This is a genomic window from Ilumatobacteraceae bacterium, from assembly GCA_033344875.1.
Lineage (GTDB): Bacteria > Actinomycetota > Acidimicrobiia > Acidimicrobiales > Ilumatobacteraceae > Ilumatobacter.
Genome location: JAWPMO010000001.1, coordinates 4,542,508 through 4,560,537, shown reverse-complemented (window position 1 = coordinate 4,560,537; position 18,030 = coordinate 4,542,508). Strand labels below are relative to the sequence as shown.

Genomic DNA, 18,030 nt, shown 5'->3' with positions numbered 1-18,030 from the left:
CACCATGCGACGGTGCGAATGACGCTGATCAGGGAGTGCGGCCGGCGAACGCCAGCAGCCGATCCTGGGCGCTGGCGTCGTCGGCCACCTCGACCGGCTCACCGAACATGGTCGACGAGCGGAGCATCTCCGCCGGAACCCGCTGCAACCCCATGAGGGTCGCCTCGACCGCCGGCTCGGGCAGGGTGTCGTCGACACCGATCGCCCTGGCGAGGTCCCACGAATGGATGACGAGGTCGCCGATCACGAACCCGGCAACCTGCTGCTTGGGCATGCCGCCCATCTGCTCGGCGGTGCCCTCGAGATTGCTGGGGTCGTCGAGCGCCGCCGACAGCTTCGGCTCGATCGTGGCCCAGTCGTCGCCGGGCGCCGTGCCCGCACCGAGGATCCCGCCGCCCATGCCCTGCCAGTGCATGGCGTGGTCGACGAGCTCGCGCACCGTCCACTCGTCGCACGGGGTCGGTTTCCCCCAATCGTCGTCGGTGATCTGCCCCGACACCTCGCTCCACTTCGCTGCGGCCTGACGCCAGATGTCTCCGATGCCACTCATGATGGTGCTCCTTTGTCTGCTGGCCGATCACGAGTTGTGCCTGGCACAACTCGTGATCAGAGGCGTTCGATGATGGTGACGTTCGCCTGGCCACCACCTTCGCACATCGTCTGGAGGCCGTATCGCCCGCCCGTTCGCTCCAGTTCGTTGAGCAGCGTGATCATCAGCCGCGCACCCGTCGCGCCGAGCGGGTGCCCGAGCGCGATCGCTCCGCCGTTGACATTGATCTGCTCGTGTTCGAACCCCGTCTCACGCATCCACGCGAGCGGCACCGGCGCGAACGCCTCGTTGATCTCGACGAGGTCGATGTCGCTCGGCTTCAGACCGGTCTTGGCGAGCGCTCGGAGCGTGGCGGGGATCGGCGCCGACAGCATCATGATCGGGTCGTCCGCGAGCACCGACATGTGGTGGATGCGAGCTCGCGGCGTGACGCCGTGAGCCTCGACGGCCCGTTCGTTCATGATCAGCATCGCGGCCGAACCGTCGGAGATCTGGCTGGCGACGGCGGCGGTGATCCGGCCGTCAGGGGTGAGCGTCTTGAGGGACCGGATCTTGTCCCAGTCGGGCTCGCGGGGCCCTTCGTCGCGTTCGACGCCGGCGAGCGGCACGATCTCGTTGTCGAACCGGCCCTCGGCCTGCGCCCGCAGCGCCCGCTCGTGCGACTCGACGGCGAAGGCCTCCATCTCGTCGCGGGTGATGTCCCACTTGTCGACCATCAGCTCGGCGCCGACGAACTGGCTCACGTCACCGGCGCCGTAGATCGTCTGCCAACCGGGCGAACTGTTGTAGGGGTTGAACCCCTCCTCCTGGCCGAGCGTGAACGACGACGTGATCGGGACCTGCGACATGTTCTGCACCCCGCCGGCGACGACGACGTCCATGGTGCCCGACATGACGGCCTGGGCGGCGAAGTGCACCGACTGCTGGGCAGACCCGCACTGGCGGTCGACGGTGACGCCGGGGACGTGCTCGGGGAGACCGCCGACCAGTCCGCAGGTCCTGGCGATGTCGCCGGCCTGCGGTCCGATGGTGTCGAGGCAGCCGAACACGACGTCGTCGACGGCGTGCGGATCGACGCCCGAGCGCTCCATGAGGGCACGGATCGAGTGAGCACCGAGGTCGGCGGGATGGACCTGTGACAGCCCACCGCCGCGACGGCCGACGGGCGAACGAACTGCTTCGACGATGAACGCTTCCGACATGACCCCGACGCTACGGCTCGTCCTGCTCACGGGCCGAATCGGGGCCTCGGTCGTGACGTCCGCGAAACGAGTCGACAGCATCGTTCGCCGTCCGGAGTCGCTCGGCGACGAGCGTCGCGAGTTCGCGATGGAGCGCGGCGGCGGCCGTCGGGTCCGTGCGCTCCAGCCGATCGATCTCCTCCAGCCCGACGTGACGGGTGATGACCGGTTCGTCGGCGACCACGGTGGCCGAAGCCGTCCGGTCGCCGTACAGACTCAGCTCACCCAGCACCGCGCCGGGTCCGAGCTGACGCAACCGGGTGCCGGGAGCGCCGCCGAGCACGCTCACCCGCCCCTGTTCGATCACCAGGAGGCCGTCGACGGGTTCCCCCGCAGCGATCAGCGCATCACCGGGGCCGAACTCGCGTTGCTCCGCTCCGGCCACCGCACTCATCTCGAGGAGATGGAGCTTCGGTTGATCGGAACCGGCGGAGCGTTCCGCGAGGAGCTGGTCCTCGACGGCTGCGAGCGCCCGGTCCAGGTCGACCTCGACCGTTCCCCACCGCTCGCCGGTCATCAGCGGCGACAGGGCGCGCTGAACGTGCGCATTCGCTGCGACCCACACGACATCGACGTCGTGGTGCCGCGCCGAGTCGGCGCGCTCGGTCACGGACCGGAGCATGACGTCGCCGATACCGAAGAACAGGAAGCCCTCGAGTTCGACGATCAGCACGCGTCGGCCGGCCTCGACGAGCACGTCGTCGTCCTCGACCGAGCGGTAGGCGTTGCTCCGGACCCGGCGGGCATTGCGGATTCGGCGCACCCCACTGATCCGGCTGTACTGCACGATGAACCATCCGGACGTGAGCACCAGGCCGAACCCGACGCCGGCCAGGAACCCGAACACCGGTATCGACACGGCTGCGGCGAGCGCGAGCTCGATGGCACCGACCCGGTTCCTGAGATCCCAGGTCCAGTCGAGCACGAACGACACCGCGATGAACCCGAGCATTCCGGCGACGACCGGCTGCGGAATCAACCCGACGACCCGGTCGCCGAGGAGGAGCACGGCGACGGCCGAACCGCCGATCGCGATCGGCACCGCTCGCACGGGCCCCACCATGCGCTGAACGAGCATCGTGTTGGCGAACTGCGTGTACGACGGAGCGCTGCCGAACAGGCCCGCAACCGCGCCGGCACCACCCATGACCTGGAACTCGCGGTCGGTGTCGATGTCGACGTCGAGGATCGTCTCGAGCGCTCCGAGGTACAGCAACACGGTGAGCGGGGCGAGGAGCAGCAGCGGCAGCAGTGCCGGCAGGTGGTCGGCGACGACGGCCCAGTCGGCCCGACCGGCGACCGTGAACGTGTCACCGCTGATCAGCGCCCCGTCGGGCAGCACCGGTAGCAGCCAGCCACGCTCAGCACCGGAGATTCGGCCAACACCGACCGCCAGTGCGACGGCGTGGTAGAGCGCGATCGAGCCGAGCACGATCGGCGGCACGAAGCGCTCGTTCGGCAGACGGCTCCGCGAGATCGCCGTCATCAGGAACACCACGACGAGCACGACCGCGAAACGTGCCACCCGATCGCCGCCGCCGGCTGCGTCTCCGCTGATCCCTCGGTCGCCGATCTCGACGACCGCCCGGGCCATCACGAGTCCGGTACCGGCCAGGAAGCCGGCGAGAACGGGATACGGCAGATACCGGATCATCCGACCGAGTCCCGATCGGCCGAGTGTCATCATCGTGAGCCCGACGGCGAGCGAGCTCAGCCCCATCAGGACGACGATGGTCTCTCCCGGCGCATCGGCCGTCGCGGCGATCGTGGGCGCGACGACGGAGAGCACCACGAGGCCGCTGTCCTGCGGGCCGGCAACGTGGCCGCGCACACCGCTCCAGCGACCGATCGCAGCGGCGGTGATCAGGACACCGAGGAGCATGGCGGTGAGCCCGAGCCCGATCTGAGGTGACAACTCGTCACGGAAGGTCAGTGACGTGTACGCGATCGTCAGTGCGATCTGTGTGATCGACGCGATCACGGCGACCGTCACGATTCGGCCCGCAGCCCCGCCCCTCCGCATCGACGCAGGGTACCGAAGGCGGCGCGGGGGACGCCGAGTCGATCGTGGTCACCGATGCCGCTACCGCAGGTGGCGGGGCCGGGGCCGAACCGGACCGCCGGCACGCACGGCCGTTGGATTCGCTGCCCGCGTGTGCCCTTCGGCGGGACCCTTGGGACCTTCGGCCCCTGGCCCACCCCCCGACCGTGACACACACTGAGTCCAAGAGTTCGTGATCGAGATCACGAACTGATTTGAGAACCAAATGAAAGGGGTTGTCATGTTGAGGAAGCCACTCGGATTGCTCGGAGCGTTCCTGATCGTCGTCAGTATGGGTTACTTCGTGGGCGCAGGTGTCGCCTACAGCAAGACCCAGGGCGGCTACGGCTCACTGGAGGCATTCAGTGCAGCACAGAACGTCGAGTTGTCCTACAACGAGGACGGTCAGCTGATCGACCGGGGCACCACCGAAGGCGCCGATGCGATCCTGGAGTTGCTGGAAGACGAATGGGACTTCCCCGTCGTCATGGGCAAGGGCGGGCTCGACCCGAACGACCCGGTCGTCAACAACCAGAGCGAGTACATGTACCAGATGGCCACGATCGTGCACCACACGCTGACCGGCACCCAGATGGTCAACCTGAGCGCCGACCAGATCGCTGCGGCGACGGAGTCCGGAGCGCTGGAGCCCGACGGCACCTACACCGGTGTGGTCGAGGCCTACCAGGGTGAGGTGCTCGAGCCGGGCGTCTACGAGGTGCCGGTGAACGGCCGCTACTGGACCGACTTCAGCCGCACCGACCTCCTCGACGGGCCCGCCCGTGAAGGAGCCTGGAGCGGTACGACCCACGCACTGGTCGCCGAACTCGGTGTGGGTGCCGCCACCCACAGCGCCCTGATGCTGGCCCTCGGCATCGCCGGCCTGCTCGCCGGGCTCGGTGTGGTCACGCTGGCCATGGGCGTCGCCTTCCTCTGGCACACACGCCGGAACATGTACAAGGCGCCGGACACGGTTCCGGAGGGTCTCCTCCAGGACATGCCCGAGAAGGTCAACGCCTGATCCACCATCTCGAGTCGGTTCCGCCGACTTGACAACCCGGGTGGGCCTCTCCGATCGGAGAGGCCCACTCGGCTTTTTCGCGTCGGGTCGACGGACCGAGCGGGGCCCCGCCCGACGCACGAACTGTTCACCGAGCCGAAACCGGGTCGGCACCATGGCGACGCCGTTGGTTCGTATGGTCCGATCATGTACGACCGCGTCGACCCGTTCATCGGGACCGACGCCACCGATCTGCCGCCGCCCGAGGGACTCGCAGCCACGTGGTGGTGGCCGAAACCTCAGGTCGGCAACACCCACCCCGGAGCGACGTACCCGTTCGGGATGGTGTCCGCCAGCGCCTACTCCGGCGCCTATCCCACCGGCTACGGCTGCTTCGAGTTCAACACCGAAGGCGTGCCCGGCCGCATGTTCGACCGGCCGGCGGCGTCAGGGTTCACGCACTTCCAGCAGTCGGGCACCGGAGCGATCCGCAAGTACTACAACTACTTCCGGGTCACGCCGATGCGGGCACCACTCGACTCGCTCGGCGAGGCGTGGGCGCTCTCCGACGAGGTCGCCGAACCCGGGTACTACGCCTGCACGCTCGACTCGGGAGTCCGGTGCGAGATCACGGTCGGACCGAAGTCGGCCGTCCACCGCTACACGTTCCCGAACGACGACGACGCCCGACTGGTCGTCGACCTGTCGCTCGGCGGGTTGGCGATCCCCCACGGCACCACCGTCCCGATCAGGGCACAGGTCCACGCCCTGTCGGCCGCGTCGGCGAGCGGCGAGGTGGTCGTCGAAGGAGCGCCGCTGGCGTTCCACGTCGAATGCGACGCGCCGGGGTGGCGCCAGATGCTCTGGTACGACCGCCGGCTGATGCAGGGCAGCACGCGCCTCGAGTTCGACTACATCCGGCCGACGACGCTCCGACCGTTCGGCATGCTGTGGCGGGGCCCGTCCGTCGCCGGTCAGACGATCGAGATGCGCTTCGGGTTCTCGCTGCGCGGTGTGGAGCAGGCGCACGCCAACCTCCGCGCCGATTGCGGTACCGAGTCGCACACGTTCGACCGGCGGCGGCGCACCACCCGCCAGACCTGGTCCGGTCACCTCGATCGGATCCAGATCTCGACGGCGACGCCGGAGCGAGCGACGGTGTTCGCCACCGCGCTCTACCACTCGCTGATCAAACCGTGCTTCGCGTTCGGCGAGAGCCCGTTCTGGCCATCGACGGGGCCGTTCGCGTTCGACATCTGCACGATGTGGGACATCTACCGCACACAGCTCCCGCTGATGACGGCGCTGTTCCCCGAGCGGTCGGTCGAGCTGGCGAACGCGCTGCTCCACGTCTGCGAGGAGGAGGGCAATCTGCCGATCGGCTACCGGATGGCCAAGGGCGCCGACCGGTTCTCCCGCCAGGCGAGCGGTCTGGCGCAGACGTTCCTCGCCGACCTGTGCCACCTCGATGCCGGCGGCATCGACTGGGAGTGGGCGCTGGTGAACATGCACGGCGACCTGCGCCGCGCCTACGGCGAGGAGTACCTCGAGCGCGGCATCACGCACCCGATCAGCCAGACGCTCGACGTCGCGTTCGCCTACCAGTGCACGGCGGTCGTCGCCCGACATCTCGACGACGACGCGTTGGCCGGCCAGTTCGAGGCGTTGGCCACTGGTTGGGAGCGCGCGTTCGACCCGGAGACGGGCCTGCTCGTCGACTCGTCGTTCTACGAAGGTGGCAAGTGGAACTATTCGTTCCGGCTCGTGCACGACATGGCACGACGGATCGAGTTGGCCGGCGGCGAGACGGCCTTCGTCGAGCTGCTCGACCGGTTCTTCGGGTTCGGTGCCGACCCGGTCGAACAACCCGGCGAACACCCGGGCGCCGAGGAGATGGCGGCTGGGTACGCACTCGGTCGGTTCGAAGGCCTCAACAACGAGCCCGACATGGAAGCGCCGTGGGCCTATCACTACGTCGGCCGGCCGGATCGCACCGCCGAGGTCGTGCACGCCGCGGTCAACAACCAGTTCGGTGTCGGTCGTGGCGGACTGCCCGGCAACGACGATTCCGGCGGCCTGAGCTCGTGGTACGTGTGGGCCTCGCTCGGCCTGTTCCCGGTCGCCGGCCAGAACTTCGTGCTCGTCAACGCACCGTCGTTCGAGCGGGCGACGATCCGACTCGGCGACGCACCGCTGACGATCGAGACCACCGGCTTCGTCGAGCCCACCCCGCACGACCCGCCACAGTTCGTCCGGTCGATGCGGCTCGACGGCGTCGATCTCGACCGCTCGTGGCTGTCCGGCGACGAACTGCGCGCCGCGTCGACGCTGCACGTCGAACTCGGCCCGAGCCCGTCGGCCTGGGCCACCACGACCCGTCCCCCGTCCACCAGCACCGCTCCCCCGTCCCGGAGGTCCATGTCATGAAGCCCGAACGTCCGTCGAAACGCCTCGTCATCGTGGTCCGAGCCGACCCGGTGATCTGCGGTCATTCCGGCGAGGCCCGCAACCTCGCCGAGGTGGCGCTGACGAGAGGCTTCGACGACGTGCGGATCGTCACCTGGCAGCTCGACACGCTGCGAGCCGCGGGGTTGCCGCTCAAGCCGCTCGATGCGGTGTCGCCGTACAGCGACGGCATCACGGTCGAGCGGCCCGACGCGGTCGGCGACTACAAGGTGCCCGACGGCCGATTCACCGGCGGCATGACGGGACGCCTGATCGAGCTCTTCACCGACGGGGTGCCGACCGTGTGCATGTCGCTCTACCTCACCCCCCATGCGTCGATCGTCGCCGACGCGCGCGTCGCAGCCGAGGCGACCGGCCTGCCGATGCAGCTGACCACGATCGCTGAGGCCGTGGGCTCGGACATCACGAACGTGGTGCGGTCGTGCGTCGACTCCGGCCGGTTCGGTGCCGCAGCGCACCTGTTCGCGACCTATCTGTCGAACGACCGGTGTGTCGCCGTGTCGGAGTACACCCGCGACATCATCGTCGCCGCAGCCGCCGAGATCGACCTGCGACACGGCACCGACTTCGCCGAGCGCTGCCGTCGACAGATCGCGATCTCGTACCCGGCGATCGACAGCCGGGAGTACGTCGGGTTGGGCGATGCAGCGATCGGGCACGCCGTCGCCCGACGGGGCCTGGAGCGCGATCGGTACGTGTTGTTCCTCTCTCGCCTGTCGAAGGCGAAGGGTGTGAACGACCTGATCGACGGCTTCGCTCGATCGCGTTCGCGTCGCTACGCGAAGTTGGTGGTCGCGGGCAACGGCCCCGAGGCCGTCGCGTTGCGCCAGCAGGCAGCGTCGTCGCCCGCCGCCCATCAGATCGTGTTCCTCGACGACGTCAGCGACGAGGAGAAGCCCGCACTGATGGCGGGCAGCTCGGCGTTCGCCCTGCCGAGCAAGCCGCGACCCGAGTTCGTCGAGACGTTCGGGATCGCACTCGTCGAGAAGATGCTTGCCGGCGGCGGGCCGGTGATCACCTGCCGTACGGGTGGTATCCCCGAGGCGGTCGGCGAGCACGCGCTGACGGTGCGCCACGGCTCCCGACAGGACATCGCCGACGCGATCGACCGGGCGGTGGGCGGCATGACACCGGCCGAGTTGCGTCAGCGTGAGCTGGCGGCCCGCTCGTATGCGATGCAGTTCGACCGGGTCAACGTGTTCGACCGGCTCTTCACCGAGTCGGCCCCGGCGATCGCCGCCTGAGCCGAGGACACCGACACACCTTCGGAGGGCGGTCCCGCTCACGGGGCGACACGCCGACCGCGACGGGTGCACTGGCTCGCGGCCGATCGGCGTGGCAGGGTTGGCCTGTGGGAACCGAGCCCGATGCACTCCGGCTGAACATCCCCGACCCGGCGCGGGGCCATCAGGAGCCCGACCGGGTCAGGTTCGTGAGCGCGGCCGGCGAGATGAAGAAACCCGCGCTCGACGAGAAGGTCGAGCGGGTGGCGCTGATGCGCAAGCAGCTCGTCCGGGTGCTCGACGATGATGGGGCCGCCGTCGGCGAGTGGGTGCCCGAACTGTCGGTCGACCAGAAGCTGGCGGGCCTGCGCGACATGATGCTGCTGCGGGCGTTCGACGCACGCATGTTGCGAGCCCACCGGCAGGGCACGATCTCGTTCTACATGCAGGCGTTGGGCGAGGAGGCGATCGCCTGCGCCCACCAGCGGGCACTCCGGGCCGGCGACATGCATTTTCCGACCTACCGGCAGCAGGGGTTGCTGATCTCGGCGGGCTACCCGCTCGTGGAGATGATGAACCAGATCCTGTCGAACCCGAAGGATCCGTTGAAGGGCCGCCAGTTGCCGGTGTTGTACTCGGCCAAGGAGTACGGGTACTTCTCGATCTCGGGCAACCTCGCCACGCAGTATCCGCAGGCGGTCGGGTGGGCGATGGCGTCGGCGATGCGAGGCGGCACCGAGATCGCATCGGCGTGGATCGGTGAGGGTTCGACGGCCGAGTCGGATTTCCACTCGGCGCTCGTGTTCGCCTCGACCTACCAGGCACCCGTGATCCTCAACATCGTGAACAACCACTGGGCGATCTCGACCCCGGAAGACTTCGCCCGCGGCGCGTCGGCGACGTTCGCCGACCGGGGATACGGCTTCAGCATCCCGGCGATCCGGGTCGACGGCAACGACTATCTCGCGGCCTATGCGGCATCACAGTGGGCGGCGGAACGGGCGAGGGCCAACCTCGGGCCGACGCTGCTGGAGTGGATCACGTTGCGCCGGGGAGCGCATTCGACGTCCGACGACCCGTCGGTGTACCGCCCCGACCACGAGGCCGAATCGTTCCCGCTCGGCGACCCGATCGATCGCCTGCGCCGGCACCTGGTGGCGTCGGGTGAATGGGACGACGACCGCGATGGTGACCTGCTCGCCGAGGTCACCGGCCAGGTCGACGCAGCATTCGCCGAAGCCCTCGCCAATGGTTCGTTGAAGAGCGGCGACGTGCCCGACCCCGACACGATGTTCGACGACGTGTTCCGCGACCTGCCACGACATCTGGTCGAGCAGCGCGACCGGGCGAGGTCGCAGCGATGAGCGCACCGGTGGCAACGGCGGCGGACCCGGCGGTGTCGCCGTGACGTCGATGACGATGATCGAGGCGATTCGCGACGCCCACATGGTCGCGATGGAGCGCGACGATCGGGTCGTGGTCTTCGGCGAGGACGTCGGGTACTTCGGCGGGGTGTTCCGGTGCACGCAGGGGTTGCAGGAACGATTCGGCCGAACCCGATGTTTCGACGCACCGATCAGCGAGTCGGGCATCGTCGGTGCGGCGGTCGGGATGGCGGCCTACGGGCTGCGGCCGTGCGTGGAGATCCAGTTCGCGGACTACATGTATCCGGCCTACGACCAGATCGTGTCGGAGGCCGCTCGGCTCCGACACCGCTCCGCCGGTGATTTCACCGCGCCGATCGTCGTGCGGATGCCGACCGGCGGCGGCATCTACGGCGGCCAGACGCACTCGCAGAGCCCTGAGGCCCTGTTCACGCACGTGGCCGGCCTGACGACCGTGGTCGTGTCCAACCCGTACGACGCGAAGGGGTTGTTGATCGCCGCGATCGAAGACGAGGACCCGGTCGTGTTCCTCGAGCCGAAACGCGTGTACAACGGCCCGTTCGACGGACACCACGATCGGGCGATCGTGCCGTGGTCGCAGCATCCGCTCGGCGACGTCCCGGAGGGCCACTACCGGGTCGAGCTCGGCAAGGCACGGATCCACCGGGCCGGCGGCGACCTCACGGTGCTGACCTACGGCACGCTCGTCCACGTGGCCGAGGCGGCCGCGGCCGAGCAGGAGATCGATGCCGAGATCATCGACCTGCGCACGCTGGTACCGCTCGACGTCGACACGATCGTCGAGTCGGTGACGAAGACCGGCCGATGCGTCGTCGTGCACGAGGCGACGACGACCTCCGGGTTCGGCGCCGAACTCGCGGCCACCGTGCAGGAACGCTGCTTCTACGACCTGGAGGCGCCGATCGCCAGGGTGGGCGGTTGGGACACGCCGTACCCGCATGCGCTGGAGTGGTCGTACTTTCCCGGCCCCGAACGGGTGGGACGGGCGATGCGGGAGGTGCTGGACGCATGACCTACACGATGCGACTGCCCGACGTCGGCGAGGGCGTGGCCGAAGCCGAACTGATCGAATGGTTGGTGGCCGTTGGCGACGAGGTCACGCCCGACTCGGCGCTGGTCGAGGTGTTGACCGACAAGGCGACGGTCGAGGTCTCGTGTCCGGTGTCGGGCGTCGTGACCGCGCTGCACGGCGAGCCGGGCGACACCCTCGCCGTCGGCAGTGACCTGATCGAGATCGACACCGGCGACTCGCCGACGGCACCACCCGACCCCGAGGTCGAGCCGGCCGAACCGGACGTCGATGCCGGCGGCGACACATCCGATGCCGGCACACCGCTCGACCCGCCGGTTCCTCCTGCGGACGCGCCCGAGGGCGATTCGGAGTCGGCGACCGAGTTGCCCGCTCCCCCGCCGGCGCCGTCCGGCCATCCCGCCGGCGCTCGCGCATCAGCCGCACCCGCCGTTCGGCGTCGTGCGCGCGGGCTCGGGGTCGACCTCGGTTCGGTGCCCGGGACCGGCCCGGACGGACGTGTCGTGCACGCCGACCTCGACCGGATGATCGCCGGTGGGTCGGGTGCCCGCCCCCTGGCCGGCGGCACCGGCAGCGCCGACGACAGGCATCCCGAACCGGTGCGCGGTATCCGTCGCCGGATCGCCGAACGACTGACTGCGGCGTGGACGGAGATCCCCCACATCACGTACGTGGAGTCGGTCGACGTGACCGAGCTCGAACGGTTGCGGGCCGAGCTCAACCGGCAGGGAGAGCAGCACGCTGCCGACCGCCTCACGATGCTGCCGTTCCTCGCCGTCGCGCTCGCGATCGCCTGCTCGGAGCAGCCGACGATCAATGCGCACTACGACCACGCCGAACAGGTGCTCACCCGGTTCGACGGGGTGCACATCGGCATCGCCACGCAGACCGACGGCGGGTTGCTGGTGCCGGTCGTGCGCCACGCCGAGGCGCGACGCCTCCGCGACCTCGCCGCCGAGATCGCCAGGGTCACCGAAGCCGCCCGCGACGGATCAGCCACCCGTGACGAACTGTCGGGTTCGACGATCACGATCACGTCGCTCGGTGCGATCGGCGGGGTCACCACGACACCGATCCTCAACGCCCCCGAGGTCGCGATCGTCGGCGTCAACAAGATCGAGACCCGCCCGGTGTGGCACGGCGACCGGTTCGAGCCCCGGCAGGTGCTCAACCTGTCGTCGAGCTTCGATCACCGCATGGTCGACGGGTGGGATGCTGCGACGTTCGTCCAGCGGATCAAGACGCTCCTGGAAACACCGGCGCTGCTGTTCGTCGACGACTGATCCGGTCGATCGAGCCGGCGGGCCCGAACCCGATCGCCGGAAGGCCGGGCACGGCCGTAGACTGGGGATCTACATACCGTTCTCAGGAACGATCTCGGGGCTGACTGGTTTCGACATCAGAACTGTTGGGCGGGTTTGCGACCCGAGTTGCTCAGACTCGCTAAACGGGGCAACCAAAAGAATTGCCGATGAGCAGTTCGCTCTCGCCGCCTGATTCATTTCAGATGGAAGGAGAGTCATCGTGAGCAGCAATGCCGCACGGGGCCAATCCATCACAGCCCGGCAACAGAAGTGAGGGATGACGGCAGGAAAGACTGCTGACGGCGAGAAAGACCGCTGACGATTCGGAAAGACGATTCGTGACTCACCCTGATCTTCGGTGACGGATGAGTAGCCGACCCGCCGGTACACCTGCGTAGGTGTGAAGTCGGGAATGGTCGTATCGGGTCCGTTCTCAGGCTGTTGGACGGGGGTTCGATTCCCCCCAGCTCCACGATGTGATGTCGCGAGACATCTCGGACACCCGAACCCTCATGGGGTTCGGGTGTTGCGGTTACCGGGAGTACGGCGTGTTGTCTTCGGGGGGGGGGGGGGGTCGTGAGCCCGCCGCTTGTGGACACAGAATGCGGACCGACCGCGGGCGTTACTCGGTGTAGCCGGTGACGTCGGCGACGAGATCGACGGCTGCGTGGCTGTAGATGCACACCGTGCCGTCGCTGCCGATCCCGGTGAAGACCGAGTTCGAGATCACCTGCCCATTGCCATGGTTCACGTTCGACGCCAACGGGACCGCCGTGCCGCACGGGTACACCGTCAGGTAGCCGGGCTCGTCGGGCAACACCGCGATGACGTCCAACATCACGGCGGTGGCGTCGGCCGGCACGCCACCCCGACCGGCCACCGGTATCCGGGTGACCGACATCGCGGGGCGGCGACCGATTCCGGCCGATACCCCGTCCACGGTGAGTTCGCCGACCCGGGTGTCCAGCAGTCGTGTCGCATCCAGCGACGACAGGCCCGACACGTTCGACGTGTATCCGGTGACGTCGACGACGATGTCGGTGGTCGCGTGGGTGTAGATGCAGATCCTGTTGCGGGCACCGATGAACGTGAACACCTGCTTGGCGATCACCTGCCCTGCCGCATAGTTCAGACTCGACGCCAGCGGACGTGGGCTGTCACATGAATGCACCGTCAGATGGCCGGCCGACTCGGGATCCACCGCGGTCACGTTCAACATCAGCGCCGACGCCTCGAACGGCACCGGGAACGGGCCCAGCGCCCACAGACTGACGGTGGTGCCGGCCGTGACTCGGTTCACTTCGTCCCAGACCTCGTAACCCGTGGTGATCTCACCCGTGCGCGAATCCATCAGGCGCTTCGGGAACGTCGTCTGGAGCCCGGTACCCCGCGGTGTATAGCCGGTGACATCAACGATCAGGTCCGTTGCCACCAAGCTGTAGATGCACACCTTGCCGTCAGCGCCGAACCCGGTGAACACCGAGTTCGCGATCACCTCACCGGCGGCGTGGTTCAGACTCGACGCCAACGGCGTTTGAGAACCGCATGGATACACGGTGAGGAAGCCGGGAGCTTCGGGCGACACCACCGCCACGTTCAACATCACCGACAACGCATCGGCGGGGACACCGCCGCGGCCCGCGACCGACACCTCGGTGACGGAACCGGCCGGTCGCACCCCGATGCCGGCCGACAACCCGTCCACCGTCGCCTCGCCGACGCGCGAGTCCAACAACCGCGCGGGCGCCACCGGCACCGGACCAGCCAGCGGCGGAGGCGGCGTCGACGAGATGTCGAGCACTCGGATGTACCCGGAACCGCCGATCGCCAAGCGGCTCCCATCAGCGGAGAGCCCCACCCAATCGTCGTGACTCTCGAAGAACTCCCCACGCACCACACCGACGTCCGTCCAACCCGTCGGGCCTTCGTCGCGCACCACCGACTCGCCGGGAGAACTGTCGATCGGCCAGTTCTGTCGGTTCCCCGCGTAGATGAGGCGATGCCCGTCGGCGGAGAGGGCGACCGACTGGGCCGGTCTTCCCTGGCAGCAGTTCTCGCCGCTGTCGTCGACCACGCTCCAGACATCGCCGACGAGATCGAACACCCGCACTCGACCCCAGGGCCCGGCGCCGTACTCGCCGCGCATGCCGACCGCCACGCGGTCGCCTGATCCCGACAGGGCCAGGTCATCGCCGGCCGCCTCGATGTCGCTCCCCACCTGTGCCCATCCGGCACCGTCCCATTCGACGACGCGCACCAAGCCCTCGTCCCGGCGTTCGCTGATCGCAATTCGATCGCCCGCGGCGGACATCGCCACCAACCAACCGAAGTCAGCCGCTGGGGTGGCCCCATCGATGTCGGCGCCCGCCTGATTCCACGCGACGCCGTCCCAGTCGAACACTCGTACATGTCCGGCACTCGAGGACGGACCACCGGTGACACCGATCGCCACGCGATCCCCGGCGGACGAGATCTCCGCCGACCGGCCGAACTCGTGCTCGCCGTCGATGTCGGCGCCGAGCTGCGCCCATCCCGAGCCATCCCATTCGAGAACGCGGATCCGACCGCCGGCTTCGACCGGGACGCCGACGACCAACCGATCCCCGTCGCCCGACAGCGCCTTCACGTGCGCCCCGTCGATGTCGGCGCCGAGCTGCAGCCACTCCGCTCCCTCCCAACCGAACACGCGCACGACGGGAACCTGGCCGCCCGGGTCGGCACGCGACGTCTCGACGGCCAGGCGATTCCCGTCGGCAGACATCGCCGCCGCATCGGCGGGAATGTTCTGACCGACCTGGTCGAAGTACACACCATCCGCCTCCTCGGTCGCAGCCACAACAGGACCCGACGTACCCCCGGCCGCGCCGGGCGGCGACAGCACCACAGCCGAACCCGCCGCAACGCACGCAACGACCCCCACCCGCAACGACCTCGAACGTTTTCGACTCCCGCGACGACCCGCCAAACCGACCTTCGCATGAGCAGACGACATGCGCCATCATCGCGCGCACAGAACATCCGAACCGGCCGCCCCGCTCCGGCCAGGCGAGATACCGACCACGATGTGCCAGGGCCAGCGGAAGGCCGACGAGGCATCCAGCGATCCGACGTGATCCGATCCGGGTCCGCCGCGACGTACCTGGTCAGTGCTGCGGGCTGGGTCCCCACGGCACCGACTCCTCGGGTCGACCGCACGGAAACGCCCACGAAACGGGTCGATCGCCTCTACGGACCGATTCCACGAGGCGGGATGATCGAAGTGCAACCGATCGACCATCGGAAGGAGTCGCCGTGATCACCGCACAGGTCGGAGACCAACTGGTCGTCCACGGCCATCGTGTGGGGGAACCCGAACGCGATGCCGAGGTCCTCGAAGTGCGAGGACCCGACGGTGGCCCACCGTTCGTGGTCCGCTGGTCCGAGGACGGCCACGAATCACTGTTCTTCCCCGGTTCGGACGCGTTCGTCCGACACCTCGGTCATCACGACGAATGACCCGGCTCACGAAAGGAACCACGTCATGCGTGCCATCCAGCGTCGTCAGCGATCCGGCGTCCCGGTCGGCCCCGACCGAACCATCCAGCGCGCCGGCCCTCGCCCCGTGACGACCTGAGGACGACGGACGATCACCGTGTTGGCCCTGTGGGTGGTCGCGCTCGTTGTCGGCGTCGTCGGTGCCTCGTACGGCAGCCGACGCGCGGTGACCGGCGCGCTCGCGGTCGCCGACGAGATGGGCTGGTCCAAAGGTCTGATCGGAGCCACGCTCGTCGCGATCGGCACCGACCTGCCCGAGATCGCGAACTCGATTTCGGCGTCGCTCACCGGGCACGGCGACCTGATCGTCGGCGACGCGACGGGGTCGGCCCTCACCCAGATCACACTGATCCTGGCGATCCTCGTCGTCGCTGCCGCCAAGATGGGCAATGTCTCCCAGGACACCGGGACCGAATTGGCGGTCGCCATCGGGGCCCTCACGGTGGTCGCGTGTCTCGGGATCGCCTGGGCCGTCAGCGACGGGGAGCTGGGCCGGTTCGACGGCCTGCTGCTCGTGTCGTTCTGGGTGAGCTCCGTGTTGATCCTGGGCCGCTGGCAACGCGAGACCAAGGTCGTGCCGGACGGCCCGCGGCTCGGCCTCGGGCGTGCGGTGGCGATGCTGATGGGCTGGCTGGCCGTGGTCGGCGCAGCCGCCACGCTCGTCGTCCGATCGTTCGTCGAGCTGACCGACGCGATCGGCGTTCCCGAACTCGTCGCGTCCACCGTCGTGCTGGCGCTCGGGACATCGCTGCCGGAGCTGGTCGTCGACTGGACGGCGATCCGACGGGGTGCGACCGCGCTCGCCTTCGGCGACATCTTCGGATCGTCGCTCGTCGACGCGAGCCTGTCGATCGGCATCGGACCGCTGTTCCGGTCGACCGAGGTGTCGGGTGATGCGGTGACGAGCGTGCTCATCGTGGCCGCGGGCGTCGCCCTGGCAACCTACGTCTGGCGTCGTCAGCGGACGAGCACACAGACAGCTCTCCAGCTCGCCACGGTCTACGTCGTGTGCATCGCAGCGCTGATCGTGTGGGCGCCGGGGTGACCGCGCTCACCTGGTACCGAACCCGGCTCGTCACTCGAGCGGTGAGACGAATCCCGGTGGCTTGACGGTCACCATCGAGCACGTCAACCGGTCGATGACCTGCTCTGCCGTGTTGCCCATCACCAAACCCGACACGCCTGATCGGCCGACGGTGCCCATCACGACGACGTTGATGTGCTCACGGTCGACGAGGCCCGGGATGACATGTGTCGCCGTCCCGGCCTCGACGTGCACCTCGACACCCTCGCCGAGTCGGTCGGCGACGAGTTCGGCGACCGCTGCCTCGTGAGCGACCCGTACCTCCCGACGTTGTTCGTCGAGCGTCTCGGGATCGATCTCGAGGAAGGCCGACGACTGCATGGTCGCCTCACCGAACAACTCCCAGGCGTTCGCGACGTGCAGCTCGCCGTTCTCCGGACCGGCGATCGCAGCGGCGATGTCGAGAATCGATTGGTTCAGGCCGAGTTCGTCGGGTTCGGGGTCGATCGCGGCCAACACCCGAACGGCACGGGCCCTGCTGGGTCGCACGAGCCAGACCGGGCACGGGCTCTTCCGCATCAGGCGCTTGATCGTGGCCTGATCCTCCTCGTCTTCGTCACTGGTGATCACGAGCAGGTCGTGTTGCGCCGCGATCGTGCGCTTGAGCAGCCTCAACGCGGGCGATCCCATGTCGATGATCGTCGTGACGTCGCAGCCCTCGACTGGGCGTGTGCACCGATCGAGACGTTGCTGCATCGCGCGGTGCTCGGCCGCGAGCACACGTTCGACGTGGCCGGAACCGTGGAGCAGGCGCTGGAGACGGGTGGGTTCGTCGATCACGCCCACGACGGTGACCGTGCCACCATCGACGCCGGCGAGACCGCAGACGCGCCGCAATGCCGCGGCATTCCCTCGGCGAGCGAGCGGGGAGAACAGCACGTTGTGGAACAGCCGACCACGCGGGGCTGCCGCAACAGCGGAACTGGTCGCGCTCATACTCCGAACGTACGCAGGAGGAGGACGCGGCGGTAGCGACGAACGACCCTTTCCCGAGGTCTGACGAGATGACCCTGAGACCGGTGGTTCGGCCCGTCGAGGAGCGGGCGGCCACGCAGGTACTCTCGGAACGACCGAACGGCCGGCTGGTGCCGGGCACCGACCATCGGTCGTGACGTTCGACCCTGCCGTCATCCCGGTCTCGTGTTCGACCA

The 18,030-nt window shown here is 68.5% G+C and carries 13 protein-coding genes and 1 other RNA gene; 9 read left to right on the top strand and 5 right to left on the bottom strand.

All coding sequences use genetic code 11. From position 1 onward, the window contains the following. Window positions 1–28 precede the first annotated feature (28 nt). Genes R8G01_21565 through R8G01_21555 form a run of 3 tightly spaced genes read right to left on the bottom strand, consistent with a single transcriptional unit; the run spans window position 29 to window position 3,814 of the window. Window positions 29–550 (bottom strand): TIGR03086 family metal-binding protein, encoded by a 522-nt coding sequence (locus R8G01_21565; protein MDW3216595.1) that lies wholly within the window; start codon window positions 548–550, stop codon window positions 29–31. A 56-nt stretch (window positions 551–606) separates the two neighbouring features. After that, the gene (locus R8G01_21560) at window positions 607–1,752 is read right to left on the bottom strand and encodes an acetyl-CoA C-acetyltransferase (GenBank protein MDW3216594.1); all 1,146 of its coding nucleotides are present in this window, start codon (window positions 1,750–1,752) and stop codon (window positions 607–609) included. Window positions 1,753–1,762: 10 nt separating this feature from the next. Further along, complete coding sequence (locus R8G01_21555; protein MDW3216593.1) at window positions 1,763–3,814, bottom strand: cyclic nucleotide-binding domain-containing protein; 2,052 nt, start codon at window positions 3,812–3,814, stop codon at window positions 1,763–1,765. A 259-nt stretch (window positions 3,815–4,073) separates the two neighbouring features. Between R8G01_21555 and R8G01_21550 the strand changes: the two genes are divergently transcribed. The 7 genes from R8G01_21550 to ssrA all read left to right on the top strand — a co-directional run bounded on the left by R8G01_21550 (window position 4,074) and on the right by ssrA (window position 12,736). Then, a complete protein-coding gene (locus R8G01_21550) occupies window positions 4,074–4,853 on the top strand; it encodes a hypothetical protein (protein MDW3216592.1) in 780 nt (259 codons plus the stop codon). A 186-nt stretch (window positions 4,854–5,039) separates the two neighbouring features. Beyond that, on the top strand, window positions 5,040–7,259 hold the full coding sequence (locus R8G01_21545; GenBank protein ID MDW3216591.1) for a glycoside hydrolase family 92 protein: 2,220 nt from the start codon (window positions 5,040–5,042) through the stop codon (window positions 7,257–7,259). Further along, window positions 7,256–8,542 carry a glycosyltransferase gene (locus R8G01_21540; protein ID MDW3216590.1) on the top strand — a complete coding sequence of 429 codons (1,287 nt, stop codon included), beginning with the start codon at window positions 7,256–7,258 and terminating at the stop codon, window positions 8,540–8,542. The genes R8G01_21545 and R8G01_21540 overlap by 4 nt, the downstream gene beginning before the upstream one ends. Window positions 8,543–8,649: 107 nt before the next feature. Next, window positions 8,650–9,885, top strand: coding sequence for a thiamine pyrophosphate-dependent dehydrogenase E1 component subunit alpha (locus R8G01_21535; GenBank protein ID MDW3216589.1), 1,236 nt, complete (start codon window positions 8,650–8,652; stop codon window positions 9,883–9,885). A 49-nt stretch (window positions 9,886–9,934) separates the two neighbouring features. Next, a complete protein-coding gene (locus R8G01_21530) occupies window positions 9,935–10,939 on the top strand; it encodes an alpha-ketoacid dehydrogenase subunit beta (GenBank protein ID MDW3216588.1) in 1,005 nt (334 codons plus the stop codon). Further along, entirely contained in the window at window positions 10,936–12,240 is a 1,305-nt protein-coding gene (locus tag R8G01_21525) for a dihydrolipoamide acetyltransferase family protein (protein ID MDW3216587.1), read from the top strand. The genes R8G01_21530 and R8G01_21525 overlap by 4 nt, the downstream gene beginning before the upstream one ends. A gap of 96 nt (window positions 12,241–12,336) precedes the next feature. Further along, window positions 12,337–12,736: a transfer-messenger RNA gene (gene ssrA / locus R8G01_21520) on the top strand. Window positions 12,737–12,883: 147 nt separating this feature from the next. Here ssrA and R8G01_21515 read toward each other — a convergent pair. Beyond that, window positions 12,884–15,097 carry a hypothetical protein gene (locus R8G01_21515; GenBank protein ID MDW3216586.1) on the bottom strand — a complete coding sequence of 738 codons (2,214 nt, stop codon included), beginning with the start codon at window positions 15,095–15,097 and terminating at the stop codon, window positions 12,884–12,886. 455 nt (window positions 15,098–15,552) lie between these two features. On the opposite strand from R8G01_21515, the gene R8G01_21510 reads away from it, so the two are divergent. Both R8G01_21510 and R8G01_21505 read left to right on the top strand, forming a co-directional pair. Then, window positions 15,553–15,756, top strand: a complete 204-nt coding sequence (locus R8G01_21510) for a DUF1918 domain-containing protein (GenBank protein ID MDW3216585.1) — start codon at window positions 15,553–15,555, stop codon at window positions 15,754–15,756. A 136-nt stretch (window positions 15,757–15,892) separates the two neighbouring features. Beyond that, window positions 15,893–16,840, top strand: coding sequence for a hypothetical protein (locus R8G01_21505; GenBank protein ID MDW3216584.1), 948 nt, complete (start codon window positions 15,893–15,895; stop codon window positions 16,838–16,840). A 30-nt stretch (window positions 16,841–16,870) separates the two neighbouring features. Here R8G01_21505 and R8G01_21500 read toward each other — a convergent pair whose 3' ends face one another. Then, window positions 16,871–17,815 (bottom strand): universal stress protein, encoded by a 945-nt coding sequence (locus R8G01_21500; protein MDW3216583.1) that lies wholly within the window; start codon window positions 17,813–17,815, stop codon window positions 16,871–16,873. Between the last annotated feature and the right edge of the window lie 215 nt (window positions 17,816–18,030).

Bases quoted from the DNA above. Each gene is read 5' to 3' on its own strand.
- R8G01_21560 (MDW3216594.1), bottom strand. From the start codon at position 1,752: ATGTCGGAAGCGTTCATCGTCGAAGCAGTTCGTTCGCCCGTCGGCCGT.
- R8G01_21500 (MDW3216583.1), bottom strand. From the start codon at position 17,815: ATGAGCGCGACCAGTTCCGCTGTTGCGGCAGCCCCGCGTGGTCGGCTG.
- R8G01_21525 (MDW3216587.1), top strand. From the start codon at position 10,936: ATGACCTACACGATGCGACTGCCCGACGTCGGCGAGGGCGTGGCCGAA.
- R8G01_21530 (MDW3216588.1), top strand. From the start codon at position 9,935: ATGACGATGATCGAGGCGATTCGCGACGCCCACATGGTCGCGATGGAG.
- R8G01_21550 (MDW3216592.1), top strand. From the start codon at position 4,074: ATGTTGAGGAAGCCACTCGGATTGCTCGGAGCGTTCCTGATCGTCGTC.
- R8G01_21540 (MDW3216590.1), top strand. From the start codon at position 7,256: ATGAAGCCCGAACGTCCGTCGAAACGCCTCGTCATCGTGGTCCGAGCC.
- R8G01_21545 (MDW3216591.1), top strand. From the start codon at position 5,040: ATGTACGACCGCGTCGACCCGTTCATCGGGACCGACGCCACCGATCTG.
- R8G01_21555 (MDW3216593.1), bottom strand. From the start codon at position 3,814: ATGCGGAGGGGCGGGGCTGCGGGCCGAATCGTGACGGTCGCCGTGATC.
- R8G01_21565 (MDW3216595.1), bottom strand. From the start codon at position 550: ATGAGTGGCATCGGAGACATCTGGCGTCAGGCCGCAGCGAAGTGGAGC.